This window comes from Mesorhizobium sp. M1342 (assembly GCF_040317955.1).
Classification (GTDB): domain Bacteria; phylum Pseudomonadota; class Alphaproteobacteria; order Rhizobiales; family Rhizobiaceae; genus Mesorhizobium.
In genome coordinates this window covers 106984-128632 of sequence record NZ_JAMYLI010000010.1, presented here as the reverse complement: position 1 = coordinate 128632, position 21649 = coordinate 106984, and the positions used below count along the sequence as shown (strand labels likewise).

Annotated in this window: 22 protein-coding genes; 11 read left to right on the top strand and 11 right to left on the bottom strand. The window is 64.1% G+C overall.

What is annotated here, in order from left to right; genetic code table 11:
* Genes NKH06_RS12550 through NKH06_RS12540 form a run of 3 tightly spaced genes read right to left on the bottom strand, consistent with a single transcriptional unit; the run spans position 1 to position 4206 of the window.
* The gene (locus NKH06_RS12550) at positions 1-1884 is read right to left on the bottom strand and encodes an ABC transporter ATP-binding protein (protein ID WP_352440373.1); all 1884 of its coding nucleotides are present in this window, start codon (positions 1882-1884) and stop codon (positions 1-3) included.
* Positions 1885-1894: 10 nt separating this feature from the next.
* Positions 1895-3781: an ABC transporter ATP-binding protein gene (locus NKH06_RS12545; RefSeq protein WP_352440372.1), complete on the bottom strand. Its 1887-nt coding sequence runs from the start codon at positions 3779-3781 to the stop codon at positions 1895-1897.
* 29 nt (positions 3782-3810) lie between these two features.
* A complete protein-coding gene (locus tag NKH06_RS12540) occupies positions 3811-4206 on the bottom strand; it encodes a hypothetical protein (protein WP_352440371.1) in 396 nt (131 codons plus the stop codon).
* 464 nt (positions 4207-4670) lie between these two features.
* Between NKH06_RS12540 and NKH06_RS12535 the strand changes: the two genes are divergently transcribed.
* Together NKH06_RS12535 and soxR are read left to right on the top strand one after the other, a co-directional pair.
* Positions 4671-5129 (top strand): tRNA (cytidine(34)-2'-O)-methyltransferase, encoded by a 459-nt coding sequence (locus NKH06_RS12535; RefSeq protein WP_023809846.1) that lies wholly within the window; start codon positions 4671-4673, stop codon positions 5127-5129.
* A gap of 161 nt (positions 5130-5290) precedes the next feature.
* Entirely contained in the window at positions 5291-5752 is a 462-nt protein-coding gene (gene soxR, locus NKH06_RS12530) for a redox-sensitive transcriptional activator SoxR (RefSeq protein WP_023809847.1), read from the top strand.
* On the opposite strand, the gene NKH06_RS12525 is transcribed toward soxR, so the two are convergent.
* Complete coding sequence (locus NKH06_RS12525; protein ID WP_013529975.1) at positions 5749-6006, bottom strand: hypothetical protein; 258 nt, start codon at positions 6004-6006, stop codon at positions 5749-5751. The genes soxR and NKH06_RS12525 overlap by 4 nt on opposite strands.
* A 167-nt stretch (positions 6007-6173) precedes the next feature.
* On the opposite strand from NKH06_RS12525, the gene hemF reads away from it, so the two are divergent.
* The 3 genes from hemF to NKH06_RS12510 all read left to right on the top strand — a co-directional run bounded on the left by hemF (position 6174) and on the right by NKH06_RS12510 (position 8074).
* A complete protein-coding gene (hemF, locus tag NKH06_RS12520; RefSeq protein ID WP_023809848.1) occupies positions 6174-7088 on the top strand; it encodes an oxygen-dependent coproporphyrinogen oxidase in 915 nt (304 codons plus the stop codon).
* A 311-nt stretch (positions 7089-7399) separates the two neighbouring features.
* Positions 7400-7660 carry a DUF1344 domain-containing protein gene (locus NKH06_RS12515; protein ID WP_023809849.1) on the top strand — a complete coding sequence of 87 codons (261 nt, stop codon included), beginning with the start codon at positions 7400-7402 and terminating at the stop codon, positions 7658-7660.
* Positions 7661-7888: 228 nt separating this feature from the next.
* Complete coding sequence (locus tag NKH06_RS12510) at positions 7889-8074, top strand: DUF1059 domain-containing protein (RefSeq protein WP_013529972.1); 186 nt, start codon at positions 7889-7891, stop codon at positions 8072-8074.
* Between the two features lies 1 nt (position 8075).
* Here the strand turns inward: NKH06_RS12510 and NKH06_RS12505 are convergent, their stop codons facing one another.
* The 3 genes from NKH06_RS12505 to NKH06_RS12495 are packed head-to-tail and all read right to left on the bottom strand — an operon-like array spanning position 8076 to position 10599.
* Entirely contained in the window at positions 8076-9341 is a 1266-nt protein-coding gene (locus NKH06_RS12505; RefSeq protein ID WP_352893195.1) for a CCA tRNA nucleotidyltransferase, read from the bottom strand.
* The gene (locus NKH06_RS12500; RefSeq protein WP_023809851.1) at positions 9338-9970 is read right to left on the bottom strand and encodes a CoA pyrophosphatase; all 633 of its coding nucleotides are present in this window, start codon (positions 9968-9970) and stop codon (positions 9338-9340) included. The genes NKH06_RS12505 and NKH06_RS12500 overlap by 4 nt, the downstream gene beginning before the upstream one ends.
* Complete coding sequence (locus tag NKH06_RS12495; protein WP_352893194.1) at positions 9970-10599, bottom strand: DUF1285 domain-containing protein; 630 nt, start codon at positions 10597-10599, stop codon at positions 9970-9972. Before NKH06_RS12495 ends, NKH06_RS12500 begins: the two co-directional genes overlap by 1 nt.
* Positions 10600-10753: 154 nt before the next feature.
* Between NKH06_RS12495 and NKH06_RS12490 the strand changes: the two genes are divergently transcribed.
* The 4 genes from NKH06_RS12490 to NKH06_RS12475 are packed head-to-tail and all read left to right on the top strand — an operon-like array spanning position 10754 to position 17678.
* The gene (locus NKH06_RS12490; RefSeq protein ID WP_013529968.1) at positions 10754-11758 is read left to right on the top strand and encodes an AAA family ATPase; all 1005 of its coding nucleotides are present in this window, start codon (positions 10754-10756) and stop codon (positions 11756-11758) included.
* The gene (locus NKH06_RS12485) at positions 11758-12723 is read left to right on the top strand and encodes a DUF58 domain-containing protein (protein ID WP_023809854.1); all 966 of its coding nucleotides are present in this window, start codon (positions 11758-11760) and stop codon (positions 12721-12723) included. Before NKH06_RS12490 ends, NKH06_RS12485 begins: the two co-directional genes overlap by 1 nt.
* The gene (locus NKH06_RS12480) at positions 12720-15542 is read left to right on the top strand and encodes a DUF4159 domain-containing protein (RefSeq protein ID WP_352610493.1); all 2823 of its coding nucleotides are present in this window, start codon (positions 12720-12722) and stop codon (positions 15540-15542) included. The genes NKH06_RS12485 and NKH06_RS12480 overlap by 4 nt, the downstream gene beginning before the upstream one ends.
* Positions 15543-15599: 57 nt before the next feature.
* The gene (locus NKH06_RS12475; protein WP_352893191.1) at positions 15600-17678 is read left to right on the top strand and encodes a hypothetical protein; all 2079 of its coding nucleotides are present in this window, start codon (positions 15600-15602) and stop codon (positions 17676-17678) included.
* Positions 17679-17680: 2 nt separating this feature from the next.
* Here the strand turns inward: NKH06_RS12475 and clpS are convergent, their stop codons facing one another.
* The 4 genes from clpS to NKH06_RS12455 all read right to left on the bottom strand — a co-directional run bounded on the left by clpS (position 17681) and on the right by NKH06_RS12455 (position 19270).
* Entirely contained in the window at positions 17681-17986 is a 306-nt protein-coding gene (clpS, locus tag NKH06_RS12470) for an ATP-dependent Clp protease adapter ClpS (protein WP_023809857.1), read from the bottom strand.
* A gap of 127 nt (positions 17987-18113) precedes the next feature.
* Positions 18114-18479: a hypothetical protein gene (locus NKH06_RS12465; RefSeq protein WP_352893189.1), complete on the bottom strand. Its 366-nt coding sequence runs from the start codon at positions 18477-18479 to the stop codon at positions 18114-18116.
* Between the two features lie 215 nt (positions 18480-18694).
* Positions 18695-18928: a hypothetical protein gene (locus tag NKH06_RS12460; protein ID WP_013529962.1), complete on the bottom strand. Its 234-nt coding sequence runs from the start codon at positions 18926-18928 to the stop codon at positions 18695-18697.
* Positions 18929-18967: 39 nt separating this feature from the next.
* Complete coding sequence (locus NKH06_RS12455; protein ID WP_352893187.1) at positions 18968-19270, bottom strand: hypothetical protein; 303 nt, start codon at positions 19268-19270, stop codon at positions 18968-18970.
* 252 nt (positions 19271-19522) lie between these two features.
* On the opposite strand from NKH06_RS12455, the gene NKH06_RS12450 reads away from it, so the two are divergent.
* Together NKH06_RS12450 and NKH06_RS12445 are read left to right on the top strand one after the other, a co-directional pair.
* Positions 19523-20239 carry a response regulator gene (locus NKH06_RS12450; protein ID WP_013529960.1) on the top strand — a complete coding sequence of 239 codons (717 nt, stop codon included), beginning with the start codon at positions 19523-19525 and terminating at the stop codon, positions 20237-20239.
* Positions 20236-21642: an ATP-binding protein gene (locus NKH06_RS12445; RefSeq protein ID WP_352553421.1), complete on the top strand. Its 1407-nt coding sequence runs from the start codon at positions 20236-20238 to the stop codon at positions 21640-21642. The genes NKH06_RS12450 and NKH06_RS12445 overlap by 4 nt, the downstream gene beginning before the upstream one ends.
* The last annotated feature ends 7 nt before the right edge of the window (positions 21643-21649 follow it).

The window sequence follows — 21649 nt, the reverse complement described above, 5'->3', positions numbered from 1 at the left end:
CTACTCCGCAGGCCGCGTCTCTTCGAGCACGCTGTCCTCGTGATAGAGAAAACCGCCGGACTGCCGCTTCCACAGCCGCGCATAGAGCCCGTCGAGCGCCACCAGCTGGTCATGCGTGCCTTGCTCGACGATGCGGCCGCCGTCGAGCACCACCAGCCGGTCGAGTGCTGCGATCGTCGACAGCCGGTGGGCGATGGCGATGACCGTCTTGTTCTCCATCAGCCGCGTCAGATTCTCCTGGATTGCCGCCTCGATATCCGAATCGAGCGCCGAGGTCGCCTCGTCGAGGATCAGGATCGGCGCGTCCTTCAGGAAGACACGGGCGATCGCCACGCGCTGGCGCTGGCCGCCCGACAGTTTGACGCCGCGCTCGCCGACAAAGGCCTCGTAGCCGGCGCGGTCCCTGTTGTCGCGCAAGGTCAGGATGAACTCGTGCGCTTCGGCCTTTTTCGCCGCCGCGATCACCTCCGCATCGGTCGCGTCAGGCATGCCGAGCTTGATGTTGTCGCGCAGCGAACGGTGGAACAGCGCCGTGTCCTGGCTGACGACGCCGATATTGGCGCGCAGCGAATTTTGCGTGACTTTGGCGGCATCCTGGCCATCGATGGTGATCGACCCGCTCTCCAGATCGTAGAGCCGCAGGATCAGATTGGCGAGGGTCGTCTTGCCCGCGCCAGACGGTCCGACCAGCCCGACCTTCTCGCCCGGCTTGACGACAAGGTCGATGCCGTTCAGTACGCCGAAACCTTTGCCGTAATGGAACTCGACGTTCTTCACCTCGATACGCCCGCCTGCCACCACGAGTTCCTTGGCGTCGGGCGCATCCGTGAGGCCGAGCGGCTGCGAAATCAGCGCCTTGGAGTTCTCCAGCACGCCGAGGTTTCGCAAGATGCTGTTGAGCTGCATCATCAGCCGGCCAAGCAGCATATTGAGCCGCAGCACCAGCGACAGGGTGAAGGCGACAGCGCCGACGGTGATCGAGCCCTCGACCCAGAGATAGACGGCAAAACAGCCGATCGCCGTGATCATGATGCCCGACAGCGTCGTCAGCGCCATGCGCACGCCGGTCAGCCGGCGGGTGAACGGGCGCAATGCGTCGAGGTAGATGTCGAAACCGTTCCTGATGTAGCGGTCGTCGCCATCGGCCGAGAACAGTTTCAGCGTCTGCACGTTGGAATAGGAATCGACAATGCGGCCGGTGATCATCGAGCCGGCCTCGGCTGTTTCCTCGGCATGCTTGCGGATTGCCGGCAGATAGAGCTTGGCCAGCCAAGCGAAAGCGGAAATCCAGATCACCACCAGCACCGCCAGCCTGAGATCGAGGCCTGCGACCAGCGCCAGCGTCGTCACCGTATAGACGATCATGAACCAGACGACCTCGATGAAGCTTTCCATCAGGTCGCCGGTGGCCTGGCCCGCCTGCCAGACCTTTGTTGCGATGCGGCCGGCGAAATCGTTCTGGAAGAAGGCGTAGGACTGGCGCGAGACATGCCGGTGCGCCTGCCAGCGCACCAGATTGTAGAAGCCGGGCGTGATCGTCTGTTCGTCGACCAGCGCCGAAAGGCCGACGACGACGGTGCGGATGACCAGCACCACCACGGCCATGAAAACCAGTTCAGGGCCTGCGGCGGCCCACAGTGCGTGCCAACTGCGCTCGGCGGGAAGCTGGTCGAGAATATCGACCAGCCGCCCGACGAAGTAGAACAGGCCGGCCTCGACCAGCGGCGCGATGCCGCCGATGACCAGCATGGCGAAGAAGGCGAACTTCGCCTGGCCGACATAGTGCCAGAGAAAGCCGCCGACGCTGGTCGGTGGCCGAAGATTCGCTGGCTCCCTGAACGGATAGACCCAGTTCTCGAACCAGCGATAGACGGCTGTCATCATGCGGCGGCCATCATTCTGCGGCTTGCCCCTTTGCAAGTGCGTCGTTGGCGGCGTCGGCGGGACCGTCCTCAAGCAGGAACCCGCCCGACTGGCGCTGCCAGAGCTGCGCGTAGAGCCCGCCCTTGGCGACGAGTTCCTCGTGCGAACCTTCCTCGATGACACGACCCTTGTCCATCACCACCAGCCTGTCCATCGCCGCGATGGTCGACAGCCGGTGCGCTATGGCGATGACGGTTTTGCCTTGCATGAGCTTGTAGAGATTCTCTTGGATCGCCGCCTCGGCTTCGGAATCAAGCGCCGAAGTCGCTTCGTCAAGGATAAGTATAGGTGCGTCCTTCAACATAACGCGAGCAATGGCGACGCGTTGCCGCTGGCCGCCGGACAATTTGACGCCGCGGTCCCCGACATGGGCATCGAAGCCCTTGCGGCCGCTGGCATCCGAAAGCCCTGATATGAAGTCCAGCGCCTCGGCGCGGCGCGCCGCCTCGACAAGCATCTCGTCGGTGGCATCGGGCCGGCCATAGAGGATGTTCTCGCGCACCGAACGATGCAGCAGCGAGGTGTCCTGCGTGACCATGCCGATCTGCGCACGCAGCGAATCCTGCTTCACACCGGCGATCTCCTGGCCATCGATCAGAATCCGGCCGGCTTCGAGGTCGTAGAAGCGCAGCAACAGGTTGACCAGCGTCGACTTGCCGGCGCCGGAACGGCCGACGATGCCGACCTTTTCGCCCGGCTTCACCGCCAGCGACAGGCCTTCGATCACCCCCTTCTGCTTGCCGTAGTGGAAGCGGATGTCCTCGAAGCGGATCTCACCCCTGGAAACGCTGATCTCCTTCGCGTCCGGCCTGTCCTCGACAAGGCGCGGCAGCGAGATCGAGGCGATGCCGTCCTGCACCGTGCCGATGTTCTCGAACAGGCCCGACATTTCCCACATGATCCATTGCGACATCCCCCACATCCTGAGCACAAGGCCGATGACCACGGCGACCGCGCCGATCGTCACTGCTTGCCCCAGCCACAGCCACAACGCCATCGCGGTGACAGAGAACAGGAGCAATGCATTCAGGATGTAAAGCGAGCCAAAAAGCACTGTCACCAGCCGCATCGACCGGTAGACCGTTTCGAGAAAGCCGGACATGCCGTCTTTGGCGAATGACGCTTCGCGGCGTGCATGGCTGAACAGCTTGACCGTCTGGATGTTGGAGTAGCTGTCGACGACACGGCCCGTCATGATCGAGCGCGCATTGGCCTGTTCCTCGCCAACCTTGCCCAGCCGGGGAATGAAAAACCGCAGCAAAAGGATATAGCCGACCAGCCAGACGCCGAGCGGCGCGGCCAGCCGCCAGTCGGCCGAGCCGACGATGAGCAGCATGCCGAGGAAATAGACGACAACGTAGTTCAGGACGTCGATCACCTTGATGACGCATTCGCGCACGGCGAGAGCCGTCTGCATCAGCTTGGTCGCGATGCGGCCGGCGAACTCGTCCTGGTAGAAACTCATCGACTGCTTGAGCAGATAGCGGTGCACCTGCCAGCGGATGCGCATGGGATAATTGCCCATCAGCGTCTGCTGGTTGAGAAACGAATGCAGCCATACCGTGCCCGGCAGCGCGAACAGCACGATGAAGGCCATGCCGGCGAGCTTCCAGGCTTCCGTCTGCAGGAAGGTTTCGCGATTCTGCCCCGACAGCCAGTCGACGATGCGGCCGAGGAAGCCGAACATCCATACTTCGGCAATCGCGATGGCCGTCACCAGCACCGCGTCGAAAAGGATATAGGGCCATGCGCCGCGCGTATAATGCAGGCAGAAGGCAACCAGCGTCTTGGGCGGCTCGACCGGTTCCGCTGCGGGGAACGGATCGAGCCTTTTTTCAAACCAGCTAAACAACAACATAGGTTATGCCTGTGAAATGTGTTTGCCGCTTACGCGGCACGTGAGCGTACGAAATCCCCGGTACCCATGGCATCAAGGGCCGACGGTCCAGAATCACCCGGACCGTCGGCCATCCCTCGTGCAATATAGGGGCTCGCGGGCTTTTCGCCGACAGCTGCGCCAGCCGATCCTGACGACACGGTGCCGCCAGCCCGATTTTTCGCGCCCGGCCTGACCAGCCGGATGATCCGGCGCACCAGCGACGGGCGGCTCGGATCGGGAACCGCGCGCGAAAAATCGACATCCGGCAGCATGCCGCGATGCGGCCGGCGGCGAACCTCGGCGTGAACCGCCGACGAATAGGTGTCGCCGATCAGCAGCGCCCAGGTCGGCAGTCGGTGAATATGCAGGCTCCTTGAGCCGGGTATTCTGTAGGGATCGAACATCGGTCCGTCCTCCGTGTGAAAATAGAGATAAAAAGGCGAAGCAACATCGTCCGCCGGCATTCGGCCGGAGGCACGCATTGCGTCGGTCTGGACACGATAAGCATCGGTCGGGGCACGATAAGCATCGGTCCGGACAGCTTCAGTTGGGGCGTTTAGCCCTTTTGACTTTTTGAAAAACATCGCAGGATTCCTTCGAGAGCCGAAAAATCGTTTCGGCGGGAATCGGTGCGATCAAGTCTTAGAGAGTCAGGAGAATCGTCGTACCGAAACCGCCGGCAGGCAGGTAAGCCCACGAGAGGGGCGCTGGATGTGCATGGTCATCATGAATTACCCCTCCATCGGTTCGGGTTGACAATGGAGCTGACATACCCGACTTCGCAGAAAATGGCCACCCGCAGGTCCAGCAATTTCCAAAACCGCGAGCCCGCTGTGGCCGATTTGCCACTTATTAGAAAGACGCGGAAATGAACTGTCGTCTCCGCATCGCGCTCTACCAGCCGGATATCGCCGGCAACACCGGGACAATCCTGCGCTTCGCCGCTTGCCTCGGACTTGGCGTCGACATCATCGAACCGGCCGGATTTCCGCTCTCCGACAAAGCGCTCAAACGAGCCGGCATGGACTACCTCGAAATGGCTGCCCTGACCCGGCATGTCGACTGGCACGCCTTCGAGGAACGGCGCAAGGCTGGTTCGCACCGGCTGGTGCTGCTGTCGACCAAAGCCACGACGGCCTACACCGACTTCACCTTCGCCGAAGGCGACATTCTGCTGTTCGGTCGCGAATCCGCAGGCGTGCCGGATCCTGTCCATCAGGCGGCGGATGCGCGGCTGACCATCCCCATGCAGGGCACGGCGCGCAGCATCAATGTCGCGCTTTCGGTCGCCATGGCGGCGGGCGAAGCCATCCGGCAACTCGGATAGGATCCGCAACCCATCGACAACACCATGCTTGCCGCCGCCGACGACAGTGGTTTCTCCACTCATTCTTACCCAGGCACACATCGCCTTCTCCTTCGTTTGCAGACCCCGGGTTTCTTCGCTACAAGCTCAGCTTAACTTGAGGTCAAGCGGGAAAATCAGGAATGGCACCGATAACGGAATTAACGGTCGGCCAGGTCGCCATGCGCAGCGGTGTGGCGGTGTCGGCATTGCATTTCTATGAGGCCCGCGGCCTGATCCGCAGCCACCGCACGGCGGGAAATCAGCGCCGCTACGGCCGTGACGTGCTGCGGCGCGTGGCGATCATCAAGGTGGCGCAGGAGGTCGGCATTTCGCTGGCCGAGATCGGTGAAGCCCTGGCATCGCTGCCAGAAGGCCGCACGCCGACGCGCGATGACTGGAACCTTTTGTCGACCGCCTGGCGCGACGGGCTCGATCACAAGATCGCCCAGTTGAAGAAACTGCGCGACGGGCTGACCGACTGCATCGGCTGCGGCTGCATGTCGATCGACAAATGCCCGCTGCGTAACAAGGGCGACCGGCTGGCGCGCGAGGGGACAGGGGCAAGAAGGCTGGTTGCTCCGCCTCTCTCGAGGACATCCTAGTCAGCCGCAGGCAACCGCCTGATGGTGAACTCAATCAAGTCGCCCGGCCGCTCGAACCAGCTTTCGATCTCGGTCCAGTAGGCCTGCTTGGGAAAGCGCTCGAACCATTCCTTGGCCTTGAGCCGCGCATCGGAGCGCGGCAGCACGAAGGTCTCGCGCAGGAAACCGTCGCGCGGCATACGAACACGCTCGGCACGGCTTTGGTCGAGCCTTTTCTTCAGGCCATCCAGCGGCGGTCTTGCCGGGGTGCGCACGAAACAACTCCTTGCACCTGGCGCATGACCCCGAAATCGGAATCGAGTTTCGGAAAGGATCATGCGCAAAACCAAAGTGACTTGACCCTTGCCCTTAAGAGATTAGGGATCGCGCCGGCAAAAGACGAGTCATTTGTGGGACTCGCCGCCCCAACCGGAGACGGCACTTGGAACGACCAGAAATACCGGCAGGCCTGCCCGCCGACATCGAACAGAAGAAGATGAAGGCAAGGCTGTGGTTCGAGGCGCTGCGCGAACGCATCTGCGCCACCTTCGAGCAGATCGAGCAGGATCTTGGCGGGCCGCTGGCCTCGTGGTCGCCCGGCCGCTTCGAAAAGACGCCATGGGAACGTGACGAGGGGCGCGGCGGCGGCGGCACCATGTCGATGATGCACGGCCGCGTCTTCGAAAAGGTCGGCGTCCACACCTCGACCGTCCACGGCGAGTTCTCACCCGAATTCAGGAAGCAGATGCCGGGCGCCGAGGAAGACCCGCGCTTTTGGGCATCTGGCATTTCGCTGATCGCGCATCCCTGGAACCCAAACGTTCCGGCCGTGCACATGAACACGCGCATGGTGGTCACATCTCGCCAATGGTTCGGCGGCGGCGCCGATCTAACGCCGGTGCTCGACAGCCGCCGCACGCAGGACGACCCCGACACGGTCGCCTTCCACCGCGCCATGCAATTCGCTTGCGAGAAGAACGCCGACGTCGCCGATTACCCGAAATACAAGGCCTGGTGCGACGAGTATTTCTATCTGTCGCACCGCAACGAGCCGCGCGGCACCGGCGGCATCTTCTTCGACTGGCTGCATTCGGGCGAGGACAAAGGCGGCTGGAATGCCGATTTCAACTTCGTCCAGGATGTCGGCCGCTCTTTTCTCGTCGTCTACGGCCACCTCGTGCGCGCCAACTTCAACGAGAACTGGACCGATGGCGACCGCGACGAACAGCTCATCCGCCGCGGCCGCTATGTCGAATTCAATCTGCTTCACGATCGCGGCACCATCTTCGGACTGAAGACCGGCGGCAATGTCGCGTCCATCCTTTCCAGCCTGCCACCCGAGGTCCGCTGGCCGTAACAAAATGGTGAGCCCGGCGTGAGCCGCATTGATGTCCCATTCGCTCGAAATGGGCATGGAATGTGGCACACGGTGCGGCGAAAAATTTCTTTTCCGTCTAATAGGCTGTTGAAAAGACTAGTCTATTTGTGGCGCCGGGTCGGGAAGCGCCGGCGGCTCGCCTGCGCGCAATTCCAGGAAAGTGCGAAACGGCTTTCCGACGGGAATTGCGTCAAGACAAAGCGAGCCGCGACCCGACGCGACCGGACGGCCCAAGACGATGCGGGACATCTTCGTCAAAAAGATACCCGCCTTTCCAGGAGTACTTCGCAATGCGCAAGATCATTGTTTCGGCTGCCGCCGCTGCCCTTCTCGCTTCCGGTTCAGTGGCATTCGCCGCCGTCAAGCACACCACCGGAACGATCAAGACCTTTGACACGACGGCCATGAGCCTGGTCCTCGATGATGGATCGTCTTTTACGCTTCCCAAAACCTTCAAGGATCCTGGCCTGACGGTCGGTGAAAAGGTCCGCGTCTCATGGGATATGAAGGGCAAGAACAAGGTCGCCGAGGCCGTCAAGGTCGCAAAATGATGGCTTGCCCGCCAGAGCAGGATGAGACGATATCCGGTCCTGTTTGGGGGTAGCGTAAGAGGGCGGAGCAGCGCCTGCTCCGCCTTTTCGCCGTTGACTGCAACCAATGCCACCCCATCTGTGTTATGCTTCTCCCGCTCGCGGCCCCAGGATCCGATCTCGGATTTGGACCGTCAGCCAAAAAAGTGCCGGAGCCTCGGGCTCCACGGAGGAAAAGGAGAAAATCCCATGAAGGAATTTCACTGCGGGTCGCTCGTGCCCGGCTGTGACTGGCACACGCGTGCCGACGAGGAGGCCGAGGTCATGCGCCGTGCCGTCGAGCACATGCGCGAGACGCATGGCGAGACGGTGATCCGCGAGACGATGATCGAGGCGATCCGCTCGCGCATCGAAAAGACCCGCGACGCGGCCTGATCTACCCGGCCTTCAAGGCTTCGGCGGCGCGCTTGAGGAGCGCGTCGCGATCAGGGGCAAACCCGGCTGCGACCCATTCCGCCTCGAGATTCCTGAGGACTTCGCCGAGTTTCGGCCCCGGAGTTGCGCCGAGCGCCGAGAGATCGGCACCTTTCAGTGGAAACAACGGCTTTTCCCATTTGATGGCGAAGGCGAGCAGGCGCGAAAAACCACCGGCTTCGAGCAGCGCCTCATTGTCCTCGACGGCGCGCACCCTGGCTGCCGCAAGCGACAGCCGCAGACGGTCGACAAACCCCTGCCGGTCACCGCGATAGAGCCTTTTCGCCAGTTCGCCCTCGGTCGTCTTCGGCTCGACGGCGCTGGCAAGCGCCCAGTGACGCAGGCGATCCGCTTCGGCGGTCGAGAGTTTGAGCCGCTCGGCGAGCGTCTTCATGCGCGCGGCATCGGGCGGCACGATCGCTTCCAGTCTGAGCAGCGGGTCGGGTGCCCAGCCCAGATCCTTCCCGGCCTTGGCCAACCCATGGATGGCATCGATGCCCCATTTCTCGCTTTCCGGCAGCGCTGCGGTCAAGACACCTGCCTGCCGCATCCAGAGCAGCGCCCGTGACGGATCGGGCGCCGACAAAAGTTTCTTCAGTTCCGACCAGATTCGCTCGGACGAAAGCTGGGCCAGCCCTTCCTTAAGCCGGGCACAGGCTTTCAGCCCTTCGGCGTCCGGCCGCCCGTCGCCGTACCAGGCGAAGAAGCGGAAGAAGCGCAGGATGCGCAGGTAGTCTTCGCGAATGCGCGCTTCCGGGTCGCCGATGAATCGCAGCCGGCGCGCCTCGATGTCGGCAATGCCGCCGACCAGGTCGACCACCTTGCCATCGGCCCCGGCATAGAGCGCGTTGATGGTGAAGTCGCGCCGCTCAGCATCGAGCTTCCAGTCGCGCCCGAACGACACTTTCGCGCGCCGCCCGTCGGTCTCGATATCAGCGCGCAAGGTGGTGATTTCATAAGGTTTTCCGCCGGCAACCACGGTGATTGTCCCATGCTCGATGCCGGTTGGCACCGCCTTGAACCCTTCCGCTTCGGCGCGGCGGAGGGTTTCCTCCGGCAGGCAGGTGGTGGCGATGTCGATGTCGGCGACCGGCTGGCCCATCAGCGTGTTGCGCACCGCGCCGCCTGCGACTCGCGCCTCTTCACCGCCTTCGGCCAGTGCGAACAGCAGGCGCTGCAGATGCTTGTCGCCGAGCCAGTCGGCCCTGTCCGCGATCGAGACACTCACGCATAAAGCCTTTCATAGAGGGTACGGATGATGCCGGCGGTGACGCCCCAGATGCGCCGTTCGCCGTAAGGCATGTCGTAGAAGAACCATTCGAGATCGTTCCACATACGGCTGTCGCGCTTGTGGTTGGCCGGGTCCATCAAGAAGCGCAGGGGCACTTCGAAAGCGGCGTCGACCTCGTCGGCGTTGAGCGTCAGTTGGAAACCGGGCAGCACGATGCCCAGCACCGGCGCGATGCGGTAGCCGCTGCCGGCCACATAGTCGGGCATGCGGCCGATGATCTCGATGCGGTCTCGGCCAAGCCCGATCTCCTCGAAGGTCTCGCGCAGCGCCGCAGCCTCAGGGCTCGGATCGGTCGGATCGATTGTGCCGCCGGGAAATGCCACCTGCCCCGAATGGCTGCGCAGCTTTTCGGCCCGTTTGGTCAGGAGAACCGTCGCATCGCCCTCATGATCGACCACCGGGATCAGCACCGCGGCATTGCGCAGCGCCATGCCCTGATTGAGGCGCGGATGGCCGGGGTTAAAGCGATGATCGCCATAATCGTCGCCTGCATGCGCATCGGGCTGCACGGCAAAACGCGCGCGAAAATCCGCGGATGAAAACGGCGCCGGCGTCACCTGGTCCATCACGCGCTCAGCCGCTTCAACTGGTCCGCCGGCATGATCGGGAACACGGCGCCCTTGGAGCGCACCGCGAACATCGTCTCGCCGCCGATCTCGACCTCCTCGCCATGCCCGACCAGTTCATACATCACCGGCCGCGCCACCAGCGCCTCCAGACGGCCACGCACCAGCACATAGGGCTTCAATCCGCCGGTCTCGTTCTCGTCGACAAAGCGCAGCGGCCGTTCCGGCCCGGCCTCGACGACATCGCCGACATTGGTGCGGAAGGTGATGGTCTGCGCTTCACCGCTACCCGAAACGTCCATTTCGACGGCGATGAACGGCGCATCGGCGACGCGGATGCCGACCTTTTCCACCGGTGTCACCAGATAGGTCCTGCCATCGGCGTCCTTGCGCAGCACCGAGGAGAAAAGCTGCACCAGCGGCATGCGCCCGATCGGCGTGCCCAGATAGAACCAGGTGCCGTCGGACTTGATCTCCATGTCCAGATCGCCGCAGAAGTTGGGGTTCCAGCGTTCGACGGGTGCCGCGCCTTTGCCGGCACGGGCGGCGCGCGAGATGAGCGCCTCGAGGCCACGCGCCTCGGTGGCACCAGTCAGGCTTTCTTCACGATGTCCCAAGGGTCCCGTCATGGTCACGAAATAGTCACTGTTGTTCCGCTTGTCAGCCTAAGTCTGTGATTTAAGTTTCGACATAGGCGCCACGCGAGGCCGAATCGCGGCAACTTATGGTATGGTGCAGCCGTTGTTCCAACCATGGTATTCCAACCACAAGGATCGATGCGGCATGAGCGTGATGGTCAAGGAAAGCCCGATCAGCGAAAAGGACATGATCGCCGAGGCCGAAAAGGCGCTTGCCGACATCTCCCGGATCCGCGACGGGGTCGGCCGGGTCATCTTCGGACAGGAAAGCGTCGTCGAGCGCACGTTGGTGGCGCTGCTGGCCGGTGGACATGCGCTTTTGGTCGGCGTGCCGGGCCTCGCCAAGACCAAGCTGGTCGAAACACTTGGCATCGTGCTCGGCCTCGATTCGCGTCGCATCCAGTTCACGCCGGACCTGATGCCGTCCGATATTCTCGGCTCCGAAGTGATGGAGCAGGACGAGACCGGCAAACGCTCTTTCCGCTTCATCTCCGGGCCGATCTTCGCCCAGTTGCTGATGGCCGACGAGATCAACCGCGCGTCGCCGCGTACCCAGTCGGCGCTGCTGCAGGCCATGCAGGAATACCACGTCACCATTGCCGGCGCCCGCCATGACCTGCCAGCGCCCTTCCACGTGCTGGCAACCCAAAACCCGCTGGAGCAGGAAGGCACCTATCCGTTGCCCGAGGCCCAGCTTGACCGCTTCCTGATGCAGGTCGATATCCTCTATCCCGAAATCGAGGCAGAGCGCCGCATCCTTCTGGAAACCACCGGCATCGAGGACGCGAAAGCGCAAAACGTGCTGCAGCCGGTGCGGCTGAAGGAGATCCAGACGCTGATCCGCCGCATGCCGGTGCCTGAAAGCGTCGTCGAAGCGATCCTGACGCTGGTGCGCTCGGCGCGTCCCGGCCAAGGCAACGCCGAAACCGACAAGAACGTCGCGTGGGGCCCCGGCCCGCGCGCCAGCCAGGCGCTGATGCTGTGCACAAGGGCGCGCGCGCTTTACGACGGACGGCTGGCGCCCTCGGTCGACGACGTGCGTGCGCTGGCCGAGCCGGTGCTGCAGCATCGCATGGCGCTGACCTTCGCCGCCCGCGCCGAAGGCACCAGCGTGCGTGACGTGGTGGCGAAACTCGTGAAAGGGATTTGATGCCGCGCATCGGCGAGGTCCAGGCTCCGGCAGCGACGCGTGACGCGCTCGCCCGTGGCCGGTTGCGGGCCTCGCTTGTGCCAGACCTGCTGGTTGAGGCGCGGCGCATCGTCAACACCGTGATCGCCGGCTGGCATGGCCGCCGCAAACGCGGCATCGGTGAGAATTTCTGGCAGTTCCGGCCCTATGTCGAGGGCGATTCCTCGCGCATCGACTGGCGCCGCTCGGCCCGCGACGACCACACCTATGTGCGCGACCGCGAATGGGAAGCCGCCCATACGGTCTGGCTGTGGGCCGACCCCTCGCCGTCGATGCTCTACAAATCGACCGGCGCCAGCGTTTCCAAGCAATCGCGCGCGCTGGTGCTGGCGCTGGCCATGGCCGAGCTGTTGTCGCGCAGCGGCGAGCGCATCGCCTGGCCGGGCCTCACCGATCCGTTCACCGCCCGCAACGGCGCCGAACGCATCGCCGCCCAGTTGATGCATGCCGGCGATTTGCCGGCAAAACCCGATTTGTCCGATATCAGGCGCTTCTGCGACATCGTCATCGTCAGCGATTTCCTCGATCCCGTCGAAGAGACGATGGCCTGGCTCGACGTGCTGGCCCGCCACGGCGTACGTGCCCACCTGATCGAGGTCGCCGACCCGGCCGAGGAGACCTTCCCCTATGCTGGCCGAACCGAGTTCACCGATCCTGAGACCGGCGACAAGCTGACCGCCGGCCGCGCCGAAATGCTGGGGGATGAGTATCGCCTGCTCTACGCCGCCCGACGCCACGAACTGGCAGCCTGGTGCAAACGGCTTGGCTGGAGCTTTACCGTCAACCACACCGATCGGCTGGCTTCCGACGCGCTGGTGCGGCTGCACATGGCGATGACCACTGATGGCCCCTCGGTCAGGCCGACCGCTGACGGTCGTGCCGGCACGATCGCCGGTGGCGATCGGCCAGGAAAGGCTGTCGCATGAGTTGGCTGCCGCTTTCCTTTGGCGCCCCCATGGTGCTGTGGGGCCTCCTGGCACTGCCGGTGATCTGGTGGCTGCTCAGGCTGACGCCGCCCAAGCCGCAGACCGAAATCTTCCCGCCGCTGAAGATCCTGGCCCGCGTGCTGAAGCGCGAGGAGACGCCGCAGCAGAGTCCGTGGTGGCTGACGCTGCTCAGGCTCTTGATGGCGGCCCTCATCGTCGCCGCATTGGCCGACCCGGTCTTCAATCCGCGCGAAAAGCTGCCGGCCGAGGGTGCAGCGCTTGCCCTGGTCATCGACAATGACTGGGCAAGTGCCGCCGACTGGGGCAAACGCGTCGCCACCGCCGAGCGGCTGATCAACGACGCCGGCTCCAACGGCGTGCCGGTCGTCATCGCCTTCACCGCCGAAAAGGCCAATGCCGAGATCGGGCCGTTCGATGCCGCCACCGCCCTTGACCGGCTGCGTGCCGCCAAGCCGCGGCCGATCCCGACCGACCGGCCCGCCGTCTATGCCCGCGTCGCCGGCGTGCTGGAGACCTTGCCCGGGGCCAGTGTCGCCGTGCTTGCCGACGGCCTGGCGGCAAAAGGCGATGAAGCCGCCTTCAACACACTTTTGTCGAAAAATGCCACCCGTGTCGTCTGGGCAACCGCAGACAGGCTGTCGCTGACCGGCCTGACCACCGCCGACAACCAGGTCGACGGCTTTGCACTGACCGCCATCCGCGCGCCGGGCGACCCTGCCCCGGCTCAGGTCACCGCCGGCGCCTTCGATGACAAGGGCCGCCGCATCGCCGATGCTACGCTGACCTTTTCGCCTGGCGAAACCACCGCCACCGGCACCATGGCGGTGCCGTTCGAGCTGCGCAACGACTTCGCATCCATCGCGCTCGACGGCGAGCGGCAGGCCGGTGCGGTCCGCGTGCTCGACGAAAGCTCCAAGCGGCGGCGCGTCGGTCTATTGTCGCAGGCCGAGGCCGACCAGGCACAGCCGCTTTTGTCGCCGCTCTACTACATCAGGCGGGCGCTGCAGCCATTCGCCGATCTGGTCGAACCCTCCAGCGCCGATCTTGCCGACGCCATCCCGCAGATCCTCGACCAGAAGCCCGCGATGATCGTCATGGCCGATATCGGCACCATTCCCGGACAAGTCCGGCAGAGGCTTGTCGATTGGGTCGACAATGGCGGCACGCTGGTGCGTTTCGCCGGTTCGCGGCTGGCTACCGCGGGCGATGACGACGATCTGCTGCCGGTCCGCCTTCGCACCGGCGAGCGTTCGCTCGGCGGCGCGCTATCATGGACGTCGCCGCAGCCTGTCACCGAATTCCCCAAGGCCGGCCCGTTCGCCGATCTGGCGCCCCCGACCGAGGTCACCGTCAGCAGGCAGGTGCTGGCCGAGCCGACACCCGATATCGTCGAGCGCACCTGGGCGGCCCTTGCCGACGGCACGCCGTTGGTCACCGGACTGAAGAAAGGCAAGGGCACGCTGGTGCTGTTCCACGTCACCCCTGAGGCAACCTGGTCGAACCTGCCGATCTCTGGCAGCTTCGTCGAGATGCTGCGCCGCATCGTGCAGCTGTCGCGCAACCAGGGCGCGGCCATCGCCAATGCCGAAGCCGCCGCGGCGTCGCTGGCGCCCTATCGCATGATTGCAGCCGACGGCTCGCTGGTGCCGCCGACGCCGGACGCGCGGCCGCTTGTACCGGGCGCCGGCGCGCTGCCGGTGACTTTTGAAAACCCGCCCGGTCTCTATGGTTCCGAGACAGGTGTATTTGCCCATAATCTGCTTGAAGCCGACAGCACGCTGGCTCCGCTGGCGCGCCCGCAAATCACTGTTCCCATCACCTCGATCCAGTATGCCTTTGACGAATCGCGCAATTTGAAAGGCGCGCTGGTCGCGGCCGCCCTGGTGCTGATGCTGCTTGATACGCTGGCGGTGTTCTGGATGGGCGGCCTGTTTTCACGCCGGCCGCGTCGCGCCGGTGCCGTGGCAACCACCGCCGCGGTCCTTATTGCGCTGGGTAGCCTGTTCGGTCATGCCGACCTTGCCCGCGCCGACGACGCCACGCCGGGAGACGAGGTGGCCATCGAGGCGATTTCGAAGACCCGCATCGCCTATGTGCTGACCGGCGTGCCGGGTGACGATTCGATCAGCCGCGCCGGGCTCGAGGGCCTGACCCGCTTCCTGGTCGAAAAGACGGCACTGGAACCGGGCGAGCCGGCCGGCGTCGACATATCGAGGGACGAGCTGTCGTTCTATCCGCTGATCTACTGGCCGATCGATCCGGCCGCCCCGATGCCCAGCCAGGCCGCCATCGCCCGCATCGACGCCTATATGCAGCAGGGCGGCACGGTGCTGTTCGACACCCGCGACCAGTTCGCCAACGGCATCGGCGCCGATTCGACCAGCCCAGCGACGGAGCGGCTGCGCGACATCCTCGGCAACCTCAACGTGCCGCCGCTGGAACCGGTACCGTCCGACCACGTGCTGACCAAATCCTTCTTCATCCTGCCCGAATTCCCCGGCCGCTTCGCCGGCAGCCCGCTCTGGGTCGAGGCCTCGCTCGACGCCAGCAACGCCGAGAACCGGCCGGTGCGTACCGGCGATGGCGTCTCGCCGATCATGATCACCGCCAATGATTTCGCCGGCGCCTGGGCGGTCGACGAGAACGGCGATCCGCTGCTTCCGACCGTGCCGGCAGACCCGATGCAGCGCATTTACGCGCTGCGCGCCGGCGTCAACATCATGATGTACATGCTGACCGGCAACTACAAATCCGACCAGGTGCACGTGCCCATACTGCTCGAACGGCTGGGGCAGTAAGATGATGTCTTTTATTGCACCTCCGCGGATCGACCCTCCCAGATGGGAGGGTAAGGAATGAATTGGTCGATCTCCTTCGAACCGCTGATCTCCTGGCCACTGCTGGCCTTGGCGCTGGTGCCGCTGGCGCTGCTTGCGCTGGTCGGCCTGTGGTTTCGCCAGCGCGGTTCGGTCTTCCGCTTCATCGCCCTTCTGGCGCTCGCCGCCGCTTTGTTCAACCCGGTGTTCCTCAACGAGGAGCGTGAGCCGCTGAAAAGCGTCGTTGCTCTCATTGTCGACCGCAGCCAGAGCCAGGATATCGGCGACCGCACCAAACAGACCGACGAAGCGCTGGCGGGGCTGCAGCAGCGGCTTGGCCGCTTCAAACAGTTCGACGTGCGCCTCGTCGAGGCGGGTAAATCCGAGGCCGCCGAGGAGCGCACCGAGACACGGCTGTTCGGTGCGCTGGAAGGCGCCTTCCGCGACGTGCCGCCGTCACGCATCGGCGGCGCCATCATGATCACCGACGGCGAGGTCCATGACGCCCCCCCGGGCGCGCCCGATTTCAACGCCCCGCTGCATGCCCTGATCACCGGTAACGACCACGAAAAGGACCGCCGCATCCGCTTCGAGAACGCGCCGCGCTTCGGCCTTGTCGGCAAGCCGCTCGACATGACCTACCGCGTCATTTCGACCGAAAACGAAACCGGCCCGGTCGATGTGCGCGTCTCGGTCAATGGCGAACAGGTCGCGGTCGAGCACGCCACCGTTGGCCAGGCGATGCCGCTGCAGGTGACCATTCCGGGCGCCGGGCGCAACATCGTCGAACTCGCCATCGACCGCGAACCGGGCGAACTGACCGACACCAACAACCGCGCCATCGCGCTGATCGACGGCATCCGCGAGAACCTGCGCGTCCTGCTCGTCTCCGGCGAGCCGCATGCCGGCGAGCGCACCTGGCGCAATCTGCTGAAATCCGATGCCTCGGTCGATCTCGTCCACTTCACCATTCTGCGGCCGCCGGAAAAGCAGGACGGCACGCCGATCAACGAATTGTCGCTTATCGCCTTCCCGACCCGCGAGCTGTTCGTCGAGAAGATCAAGGATTTCGACCTCATCATCTTCGACCGCTACCAGCACCGCGACGTGCTGCCGATCCTCTATTACGACTACATCTCCGAATATGTCGAAAAGGGCGGCGCGCTGCTGATCGCGGCCGGCCCCGAATATGCCGGCGAAAGCTCGATCGCGCGCACGCCGCTGATGGCGGCCCTGCCGGCAATGCCGACCGGCGAAGTTGTCGACAAGGCCTTCTATCCGCGCCTCACCGAACTCGGCCAGCGCCATCCGGTGACGCGTGGGCTGGATGGCTCTGCTACCGAGCCGCCGCACTGGAGCCGCTGGTTCCGCACCATCGGCGTGCAGAATCCCGAAGGCGCAGTGGTGATGAAGGGCGCCGACAACCGGCCGCTGCTGTTGCTCGACCGCAAGGGCGAAGGCCGCGTCGGCATGCTGCTGTCCGATCAGGGCTGGCTGTGGGCGCGCGGCTTCGAGGGCGGCGGCCCGCATGTCCAGCTCTACCGGCGCATCGCCCACTGGCTGATGAAGGAGCCTGAACTCGAGGAAGAGCGGCTGACCGCCGACGGCCGCGGCATGGTGCTGGAAATCCGCCGCCAGACGATGGCCGACGATCCCGGCCCCGCCCAGATCATCACCCCGTCCGGCAAGACCTTGACCGTCAAGATCGAGAAATCCGAGCCCGGCGTCTTCCTCGGCAGCGTCGAGACCAGCGAGATCGGCCTCTATCAGGTCGCCAATGGCGACCTCACCGCGCTCGCCCATGTCGGGCCGGTCAACGCACCGGAATTCGCCGACGTCATTTCCACCGAAAGCCGGCTGAAGGCGCCGGCTGAAGCCACCGGCGGCAGCGTGCGCCGGCTGGCGTCGTCCACAGCCCTTGGCAGCGACGTGACGCTGCCCTCCATCGTGCCGGTGCGCTCGGCTGGTGCCGCGTCCGGCAACGACTGGATCGGACTGCGCACCACGGACGACAGCGTGCTCAAGGCCGTCTCGCGCGTGCCGCTGTTCGGCGGCTTCCTCGGCCTCGGCCTGCTGCTTCTGGCAATGGGTTCGATGTGGTACCGCGAAGGACGGTAGGGCTACTCTTCCGGCTCCGTCGTGAACATCAGCGGATAGCCCTTGGCCTTGCCGGCATCGGTGGCACGCGTCGCCTTGGTCTCGGCGACATCCCTGGTGAACACGGCGACGACGCAGACGCCACGCCGATGCGCGGTGATCATCACCCGATGCGCCTGGTCTTCGCTGAGTTTGAACTCGCCCTTCAGCACCGTCACCACGAACTCGCGCGGCGTGAAATCGTCGTTGATGAGGATGACCTTGTAGAGCTTTGGCCGTTCGACCTGCGGCTTGACCTGGACGCGCGGTTTTGTGGTGATTTCAGGCATTGGAACCGACCATTTGCGTAAGCGACCTTCGCCATTCTGGCACCAGCGAAAGCAGCCGTCTATTTTGATCAACGCCGCAAGCCGGGCGCGGCTATTCACACCTATGTGGGAAAGTGTCGTTTGCCGTTCAACGGCCCTGGCGACCGAACATCCGACGGCTTGGAATCTGCCGCGCGGTCGTGGCGGACGGCAGATCGGGGCGAAAGCGGTTTCCACCGGCATCCGCCCGGCGTTCCAGCCAGGTCGCGATCGGCCACGCGGCGACGCAGATCAGCGTCGCGCCGGTCAGCACGACCAGCAGCCAGGTCTGTGCCGGCGTGATGTAGTCCCAGCTGGTGGAAATCGCCGGCGCGAACAGCGAAGGCTCGGTGCGTCCGGTGGCCGGATCGGGCACCGGGCTGGCGGTGAACAGGATCAGCACCCTGGCGACGCCGGTGGCAACCAGGCCGCCGATCACCATCGAGCGCAAAATGGACGAAAGCCGCTTCTTCATGCGGATTGTCCTACACGGTCGGCGTTGCAAACGGGTTAAGTGTCAGTCGAGGCGGAAGCTGCCGGTGCCAGACTTCGTCAAGATCAGTTGAACCCATCGACCCGCTTCATCGCCAACGTCAGGGCTTCAGCGGTTCGGACAGGAAGAAGGCCGCTCCAGCCGAAACCAGCTGGAGCGGCCTTGGTCAACAGGCCGGCATTTTGCGCCGGACCTTATTAGGTCTTCGGGGCGTCCTTCTTGACGGCCTTCTCGGCAGCCTTCTTGTGCTTCTTGACGGTCTTCTTGACGACCTTCTTCGGAGCAGCCTTGGCCGGAGCGGCAGTCGCCGGAGCAGTGGTCGTCGAAGCAGCCGGAGCAGCGGTCGTGGTGGCGGCGGCGTTGCCGAGAGCCGGCATCGCGAAGGCGAGAGCGACGGCGAGACCGGTTGCGGAGAGGATGGACTTTTTCATGGCTTCGTTTCCTTTTTATGCGGGTCAAGTTTCGGAGTGTTACTGAACCGGGTCGTTCGGCGTCACTCCAAGCAGCTTCAAAGCACTGGCGAGCATCCGGATGCCCTGCGCCTGTTTCTTGGCGGCGCAGTACCGGTTGCCCTTTCTCTGAAGTGCCTTTGCCGCGGAGACCTGCGTTGCCGTGGCATGGGTTTCGAGGGCTTCATCAAATTGGTGGCTAAGATTGGCGCACCGTTCGCTCCGGGTTGTGAGCGTCACCTTTGCGTCCGATTGTCCGACAGCGGCAGTGACCAGGCAGAAGCCCAGCAACGCACCCAACAAACTGATCGACAATCTTGGCATCGGTTTACCCGTAAACCCGGAGACTAGCGTCGCAGCCGATGACCTGACCGCCACGAGACCAGTTATGCCCTTGAAATTTTTCAGGAGTTTTTCTGAACTGTAGAATTTTGTTTCTGGATTGTGTCTGAGAAAGCCGGTGTGAACCCGTCATAGCCACTGGCCAACATATGGCCTGAATTCTATCGTGTGGGTTGCGACAGAAGGGCTTGGCAATCAAAGACAGAAGGGCTTGGCAACAATGACAGGGCTGCTGTGAAATCCGACGCACACATACTGATCGTCGACGACGACAAGGGTATCCGCGACCTGCTGCAGGAATTCTTTCAGAAGCGGGGCCTGCACACCTCGGTTGCCGCCGACGGCATCGAGATGGAGACCATCCTGCGCCGCGTCCAGGTGGACCTCATCGTCCTCGACGTGATGCTGCCCGGCAAAAGCGGGCTGGAGCTGTGCCGCGACCTGCGCGCCCAGTATTCGACGCCGATCATCATGCTGACCGCCGTCACCGAGACGACCGACCGCGTCGTCGGCCTGGAAATGGGCGCCGACGACTATGTGCCCAAACCCTTCGACCCGCGCGAGCTTTTGGCGCGTATCCGCGCCGTGCTCAGGCGCAATGGCGCCGCCGAGCCGAAGCGCGCCACCACCAAGCAGATCTACCGCTTCGCCGGCTGGACGATGGATTGTGCTCGGCGCCGGCTGATCGCACCCGACGATGTCAGGGTCGAACTGACCATGGCCGAATTCAATCTGCTGCAGACCTTCGTCAAGAGCGCGCAGCGCGTGCTGACCCGCGACCAGCTCATCGAGCTGTCCGGCGGCGACAGCGACTATTCCTTCGACCGCAGCATCGACATCCTGGTCAGCCGGCTGCGGCGCAAGATGGAGGACGACCCGAAGACGCCCAAGCTGATCCTGACCGTACGCAGCGGCGGCTACCAGTTCCTGCCCGAGACGACCTCCGAATGAGACGTTTCCTGCCGCAGACCTTGCCTGTCTGGGTGCTGCTGATCGTCATTGCCGGCCTGCTGATCAGCCAGGTCGCGACCCTTTACATCGTGTCGCGCGACCGCGCCGCCGCCAACGGTGTCGTCGACCTCTACCGGCTCAACGACCGTGCCTTCTCGCTGGTTCAGCTCATGCATGACGCCAGTCCGGACGAGCGCAAGGCGACGGCGACCGGCCTGTTCAACTCCACCTACGCGCTCACCGTCTCGGACACGCCGGCGGTCACTTCGTCGATCGCCGGCGACGACGAACTGGCCGAACTCGAAGACATCCTCGTCGGCCGGCTGTCGAAATTCGGCATCACCGATGCACGCGTACGCCGCGATCCGGCGACGCGCGAGGCCGATGACGCGGACGGCACGGCGCCGGGACCCGACATCGGACAGGTCGAGCGTGACCTTCTGGTGCTGGCCGCCGACTTCGCCCAGAGCGACAAGCTGACGGCCTCGCTGCGCTTCGCCGACGGCCAATGGCTGAACTTCACCGAACCGATCACGCCCGTCGGCCCGATCCTGAGCTTCGACAGCCTGCCGCTTTATTCGCTGATCGCAGGGCTGGTGGTGATCATGTCGATCTGGTCGCTGCGCCGGCTGACGGCGCCCTACCGGATGATGGAAACCGCCGTGAACCGGATCGGCAAGGATCTGAAGAGCCCACCGATCGCCGAGAGCGGCAGCCGCGAGGTCCGTGCCGCCGCCAAGGCGATCAACGCCATGCAGGCGAGGTTGCGCGAATATGTCGAGGACCGCGAACATCTGGCGGCGGCATTGGCGCATGATCTGCGCACGCCGATGACCAGGATGCGCCTGCGCCTGGAGCTGTTGCGCAAATCGGCGGTCCGCGAGGCGCTGGCGCACGATCTCGCCGATGTCGAGAGCATTGCCAGCTCGGTGATCGACTTCGCCACCTTCGAGGTGACGGAAGAGAAGAACGAACGCATCGACTTCTGGTCGCTCGTGGAATCGATCGCCGACGGCTATGACGACGTGTCGTTCGACGACGAGACCCGTTCGCGCGGGCTGATCTGCATGGCGCGGCCGGTCGCGCTCAAGCGCTGCGTCACCAATCTGGTGCAGAACGCGGTCACCTACGGCAAGAAGGCGCATCTTTCGCTGCGCCGGTCGGAAGACATGATCCTGCTCACCATCCGCGATGAAGGGCCTGGGATACCGCAGGCACAGATCGACGCCGTGTTCGGCTCGTTCGTGCGCCTCGAACAATCGCGCAACCGCCAGACCGGCGGTCTGGGCCTCGGCCTGACCATTGCCCGCAACATCGCGCGCGCCGCGGGTGGCGAGATCCGCCTGTCCAACAACCCGGGCGGTGGCCTGCTGACGCAACTGCGCCTGCCGCTGGCGGCATAAAAAGCAT

What these genes read in the sequence shown, in the direction of transcription:
- NKH06_RS12550 (WP_352440373.1), bottom strand. Translation starts at nt 1,884, where the DNA reads ATGATGACAGCCGTCTATCGCTGGTTCGAGAACTGGGTCTATCCGTTC.
- NKH06_RS12545 (WP_352440372.1), bottom strand. Translation starts at nt 3,781, where the DNA reads ATGTTGTTGTTTAGCTGGTTTGAAAAAAGGCTCGATCCGTTCCCCGCA.
- NKH06_RS12540 (WP_352440371.1), bottom strand. Translation starts at nt 4,206, where the DNA reads ATGTTCGATCCCTACAGAATACCCGGCTCAAGGAGCCTGCATATTCAC.
- NKH06_RS12535 (WP_023809846.1), top strand. Translation starts at nt 4,671, where the DNA reads ATGAACTGTCGTCTCCGCATCGCGCTCTACCAGCCGGATATCGCCGGC.
- soxR (WP_023809847.1), top strand. Translation starts at nt 5,291, where the DNA reads ATGGCACCGATAACGGAATTAACGGTCGGCCAGGTCGCCATGCGCAGC.
- NKH06_RS12515 (WP_023809849.1), top strand. Translation starts at nt 7,400, where the DNA reads ATGCGCAAGATCATTGTTTCGGCTGCCGCCGCTGCCCTTCTCGCTTCC.
- NKH06_RS12510 (WP_013529972.1), top strand. Translation starts at nt 7,889, where the DNA reads ATGAAGGAATTTCACTGCGGGTCGCTCGTGCCCGGCTGTGACTGGCAC.
- NKH06_RS12500 (WP_023809851.1), bottom strand. Translation starts at nt 9,970, where the DNA reads ATGGACCAGGTGACGCCGGCGCCGTTTTCATCCGCGGATTTTCGCGCG.
- NKH06_RS12495 (WP_352893194.1), bottom strand. Translation starts at nt 10,599, where the DNA reads ATGACGGGACCCTTGGGACATCGTGAAGAAAGCCTGACTGGTGCCACC.
- NKH06_RS12490 (WP_013529968.1), top strand. Translation starts at nt 10,754, where the DNA reads ATGAGCGTGATGGTCAAGGAAAGCCCGATCAGCGAAAAGGACATGATC.
- NKH06_RS12485 (WP_023809854.1), top strand. Translation starts at nt 11,758, where the DNA reads ATGCCGCGCATCGGCGAGGTCCAGGCTCCGGCAGCGACGCGTGACGCG.
- NKH06_RS12480 (WP_352610493.1), top strand. Translation starts at nt 12,720, where the DNA reads ATGAGTTGGCTGCCGCTTTCCTTTGGCGCCCCCATGGTGCTGTGGGGC.
- NKH06_RS12475 (WP_352893191.1), top strand. Translation starts at nt 15,600, where the DNA reads ATGAATTGGTCGATCTCCTTCGAACCGCTGATCTCCTGGCCACTGCTG.
- clpS (WP_023809857.1), bottom strand. Translation starts at nt 17,986, where the DNA reads ATGCCTGAAATCACCACAAAACCGCGCGTCCAGGTCAAGCCGCAGGTC.
- NKH06_RS12465 (WP_352893189.1), bottom strand. Translation starts at nt 18,479, where the DNA reads ATGAAGAAGCGGCTTTCGTCCATTTTGCGCTCGATGGTGATCGGCGGC.
- NKH06_RS12460 (WP_013529962.1), bottom strand. Translation starts at nt 18,928, where the DNA reads ATGAAAAAGTCCATCCTCTCCGCAACCGGTCTCGCCGTCGCTCTCGCC.
- NKH06_RS12455 (WP_352893187.1), bottom strand. Translation starts at nt 19,270, where the DNA reads ATGCCAAGATTGTCGATCAGTTTGTTGGGTGCGTTGCTGGGCTTCTGC.
- NKH06_RS12445 (WP_352553421.1), top strand. Translation starts at nt 20,236, where the DNA reads ATGAGACGTTTCCTGCCGCAGACCTTGCCTGTCTGGGTGCTGCTGATC.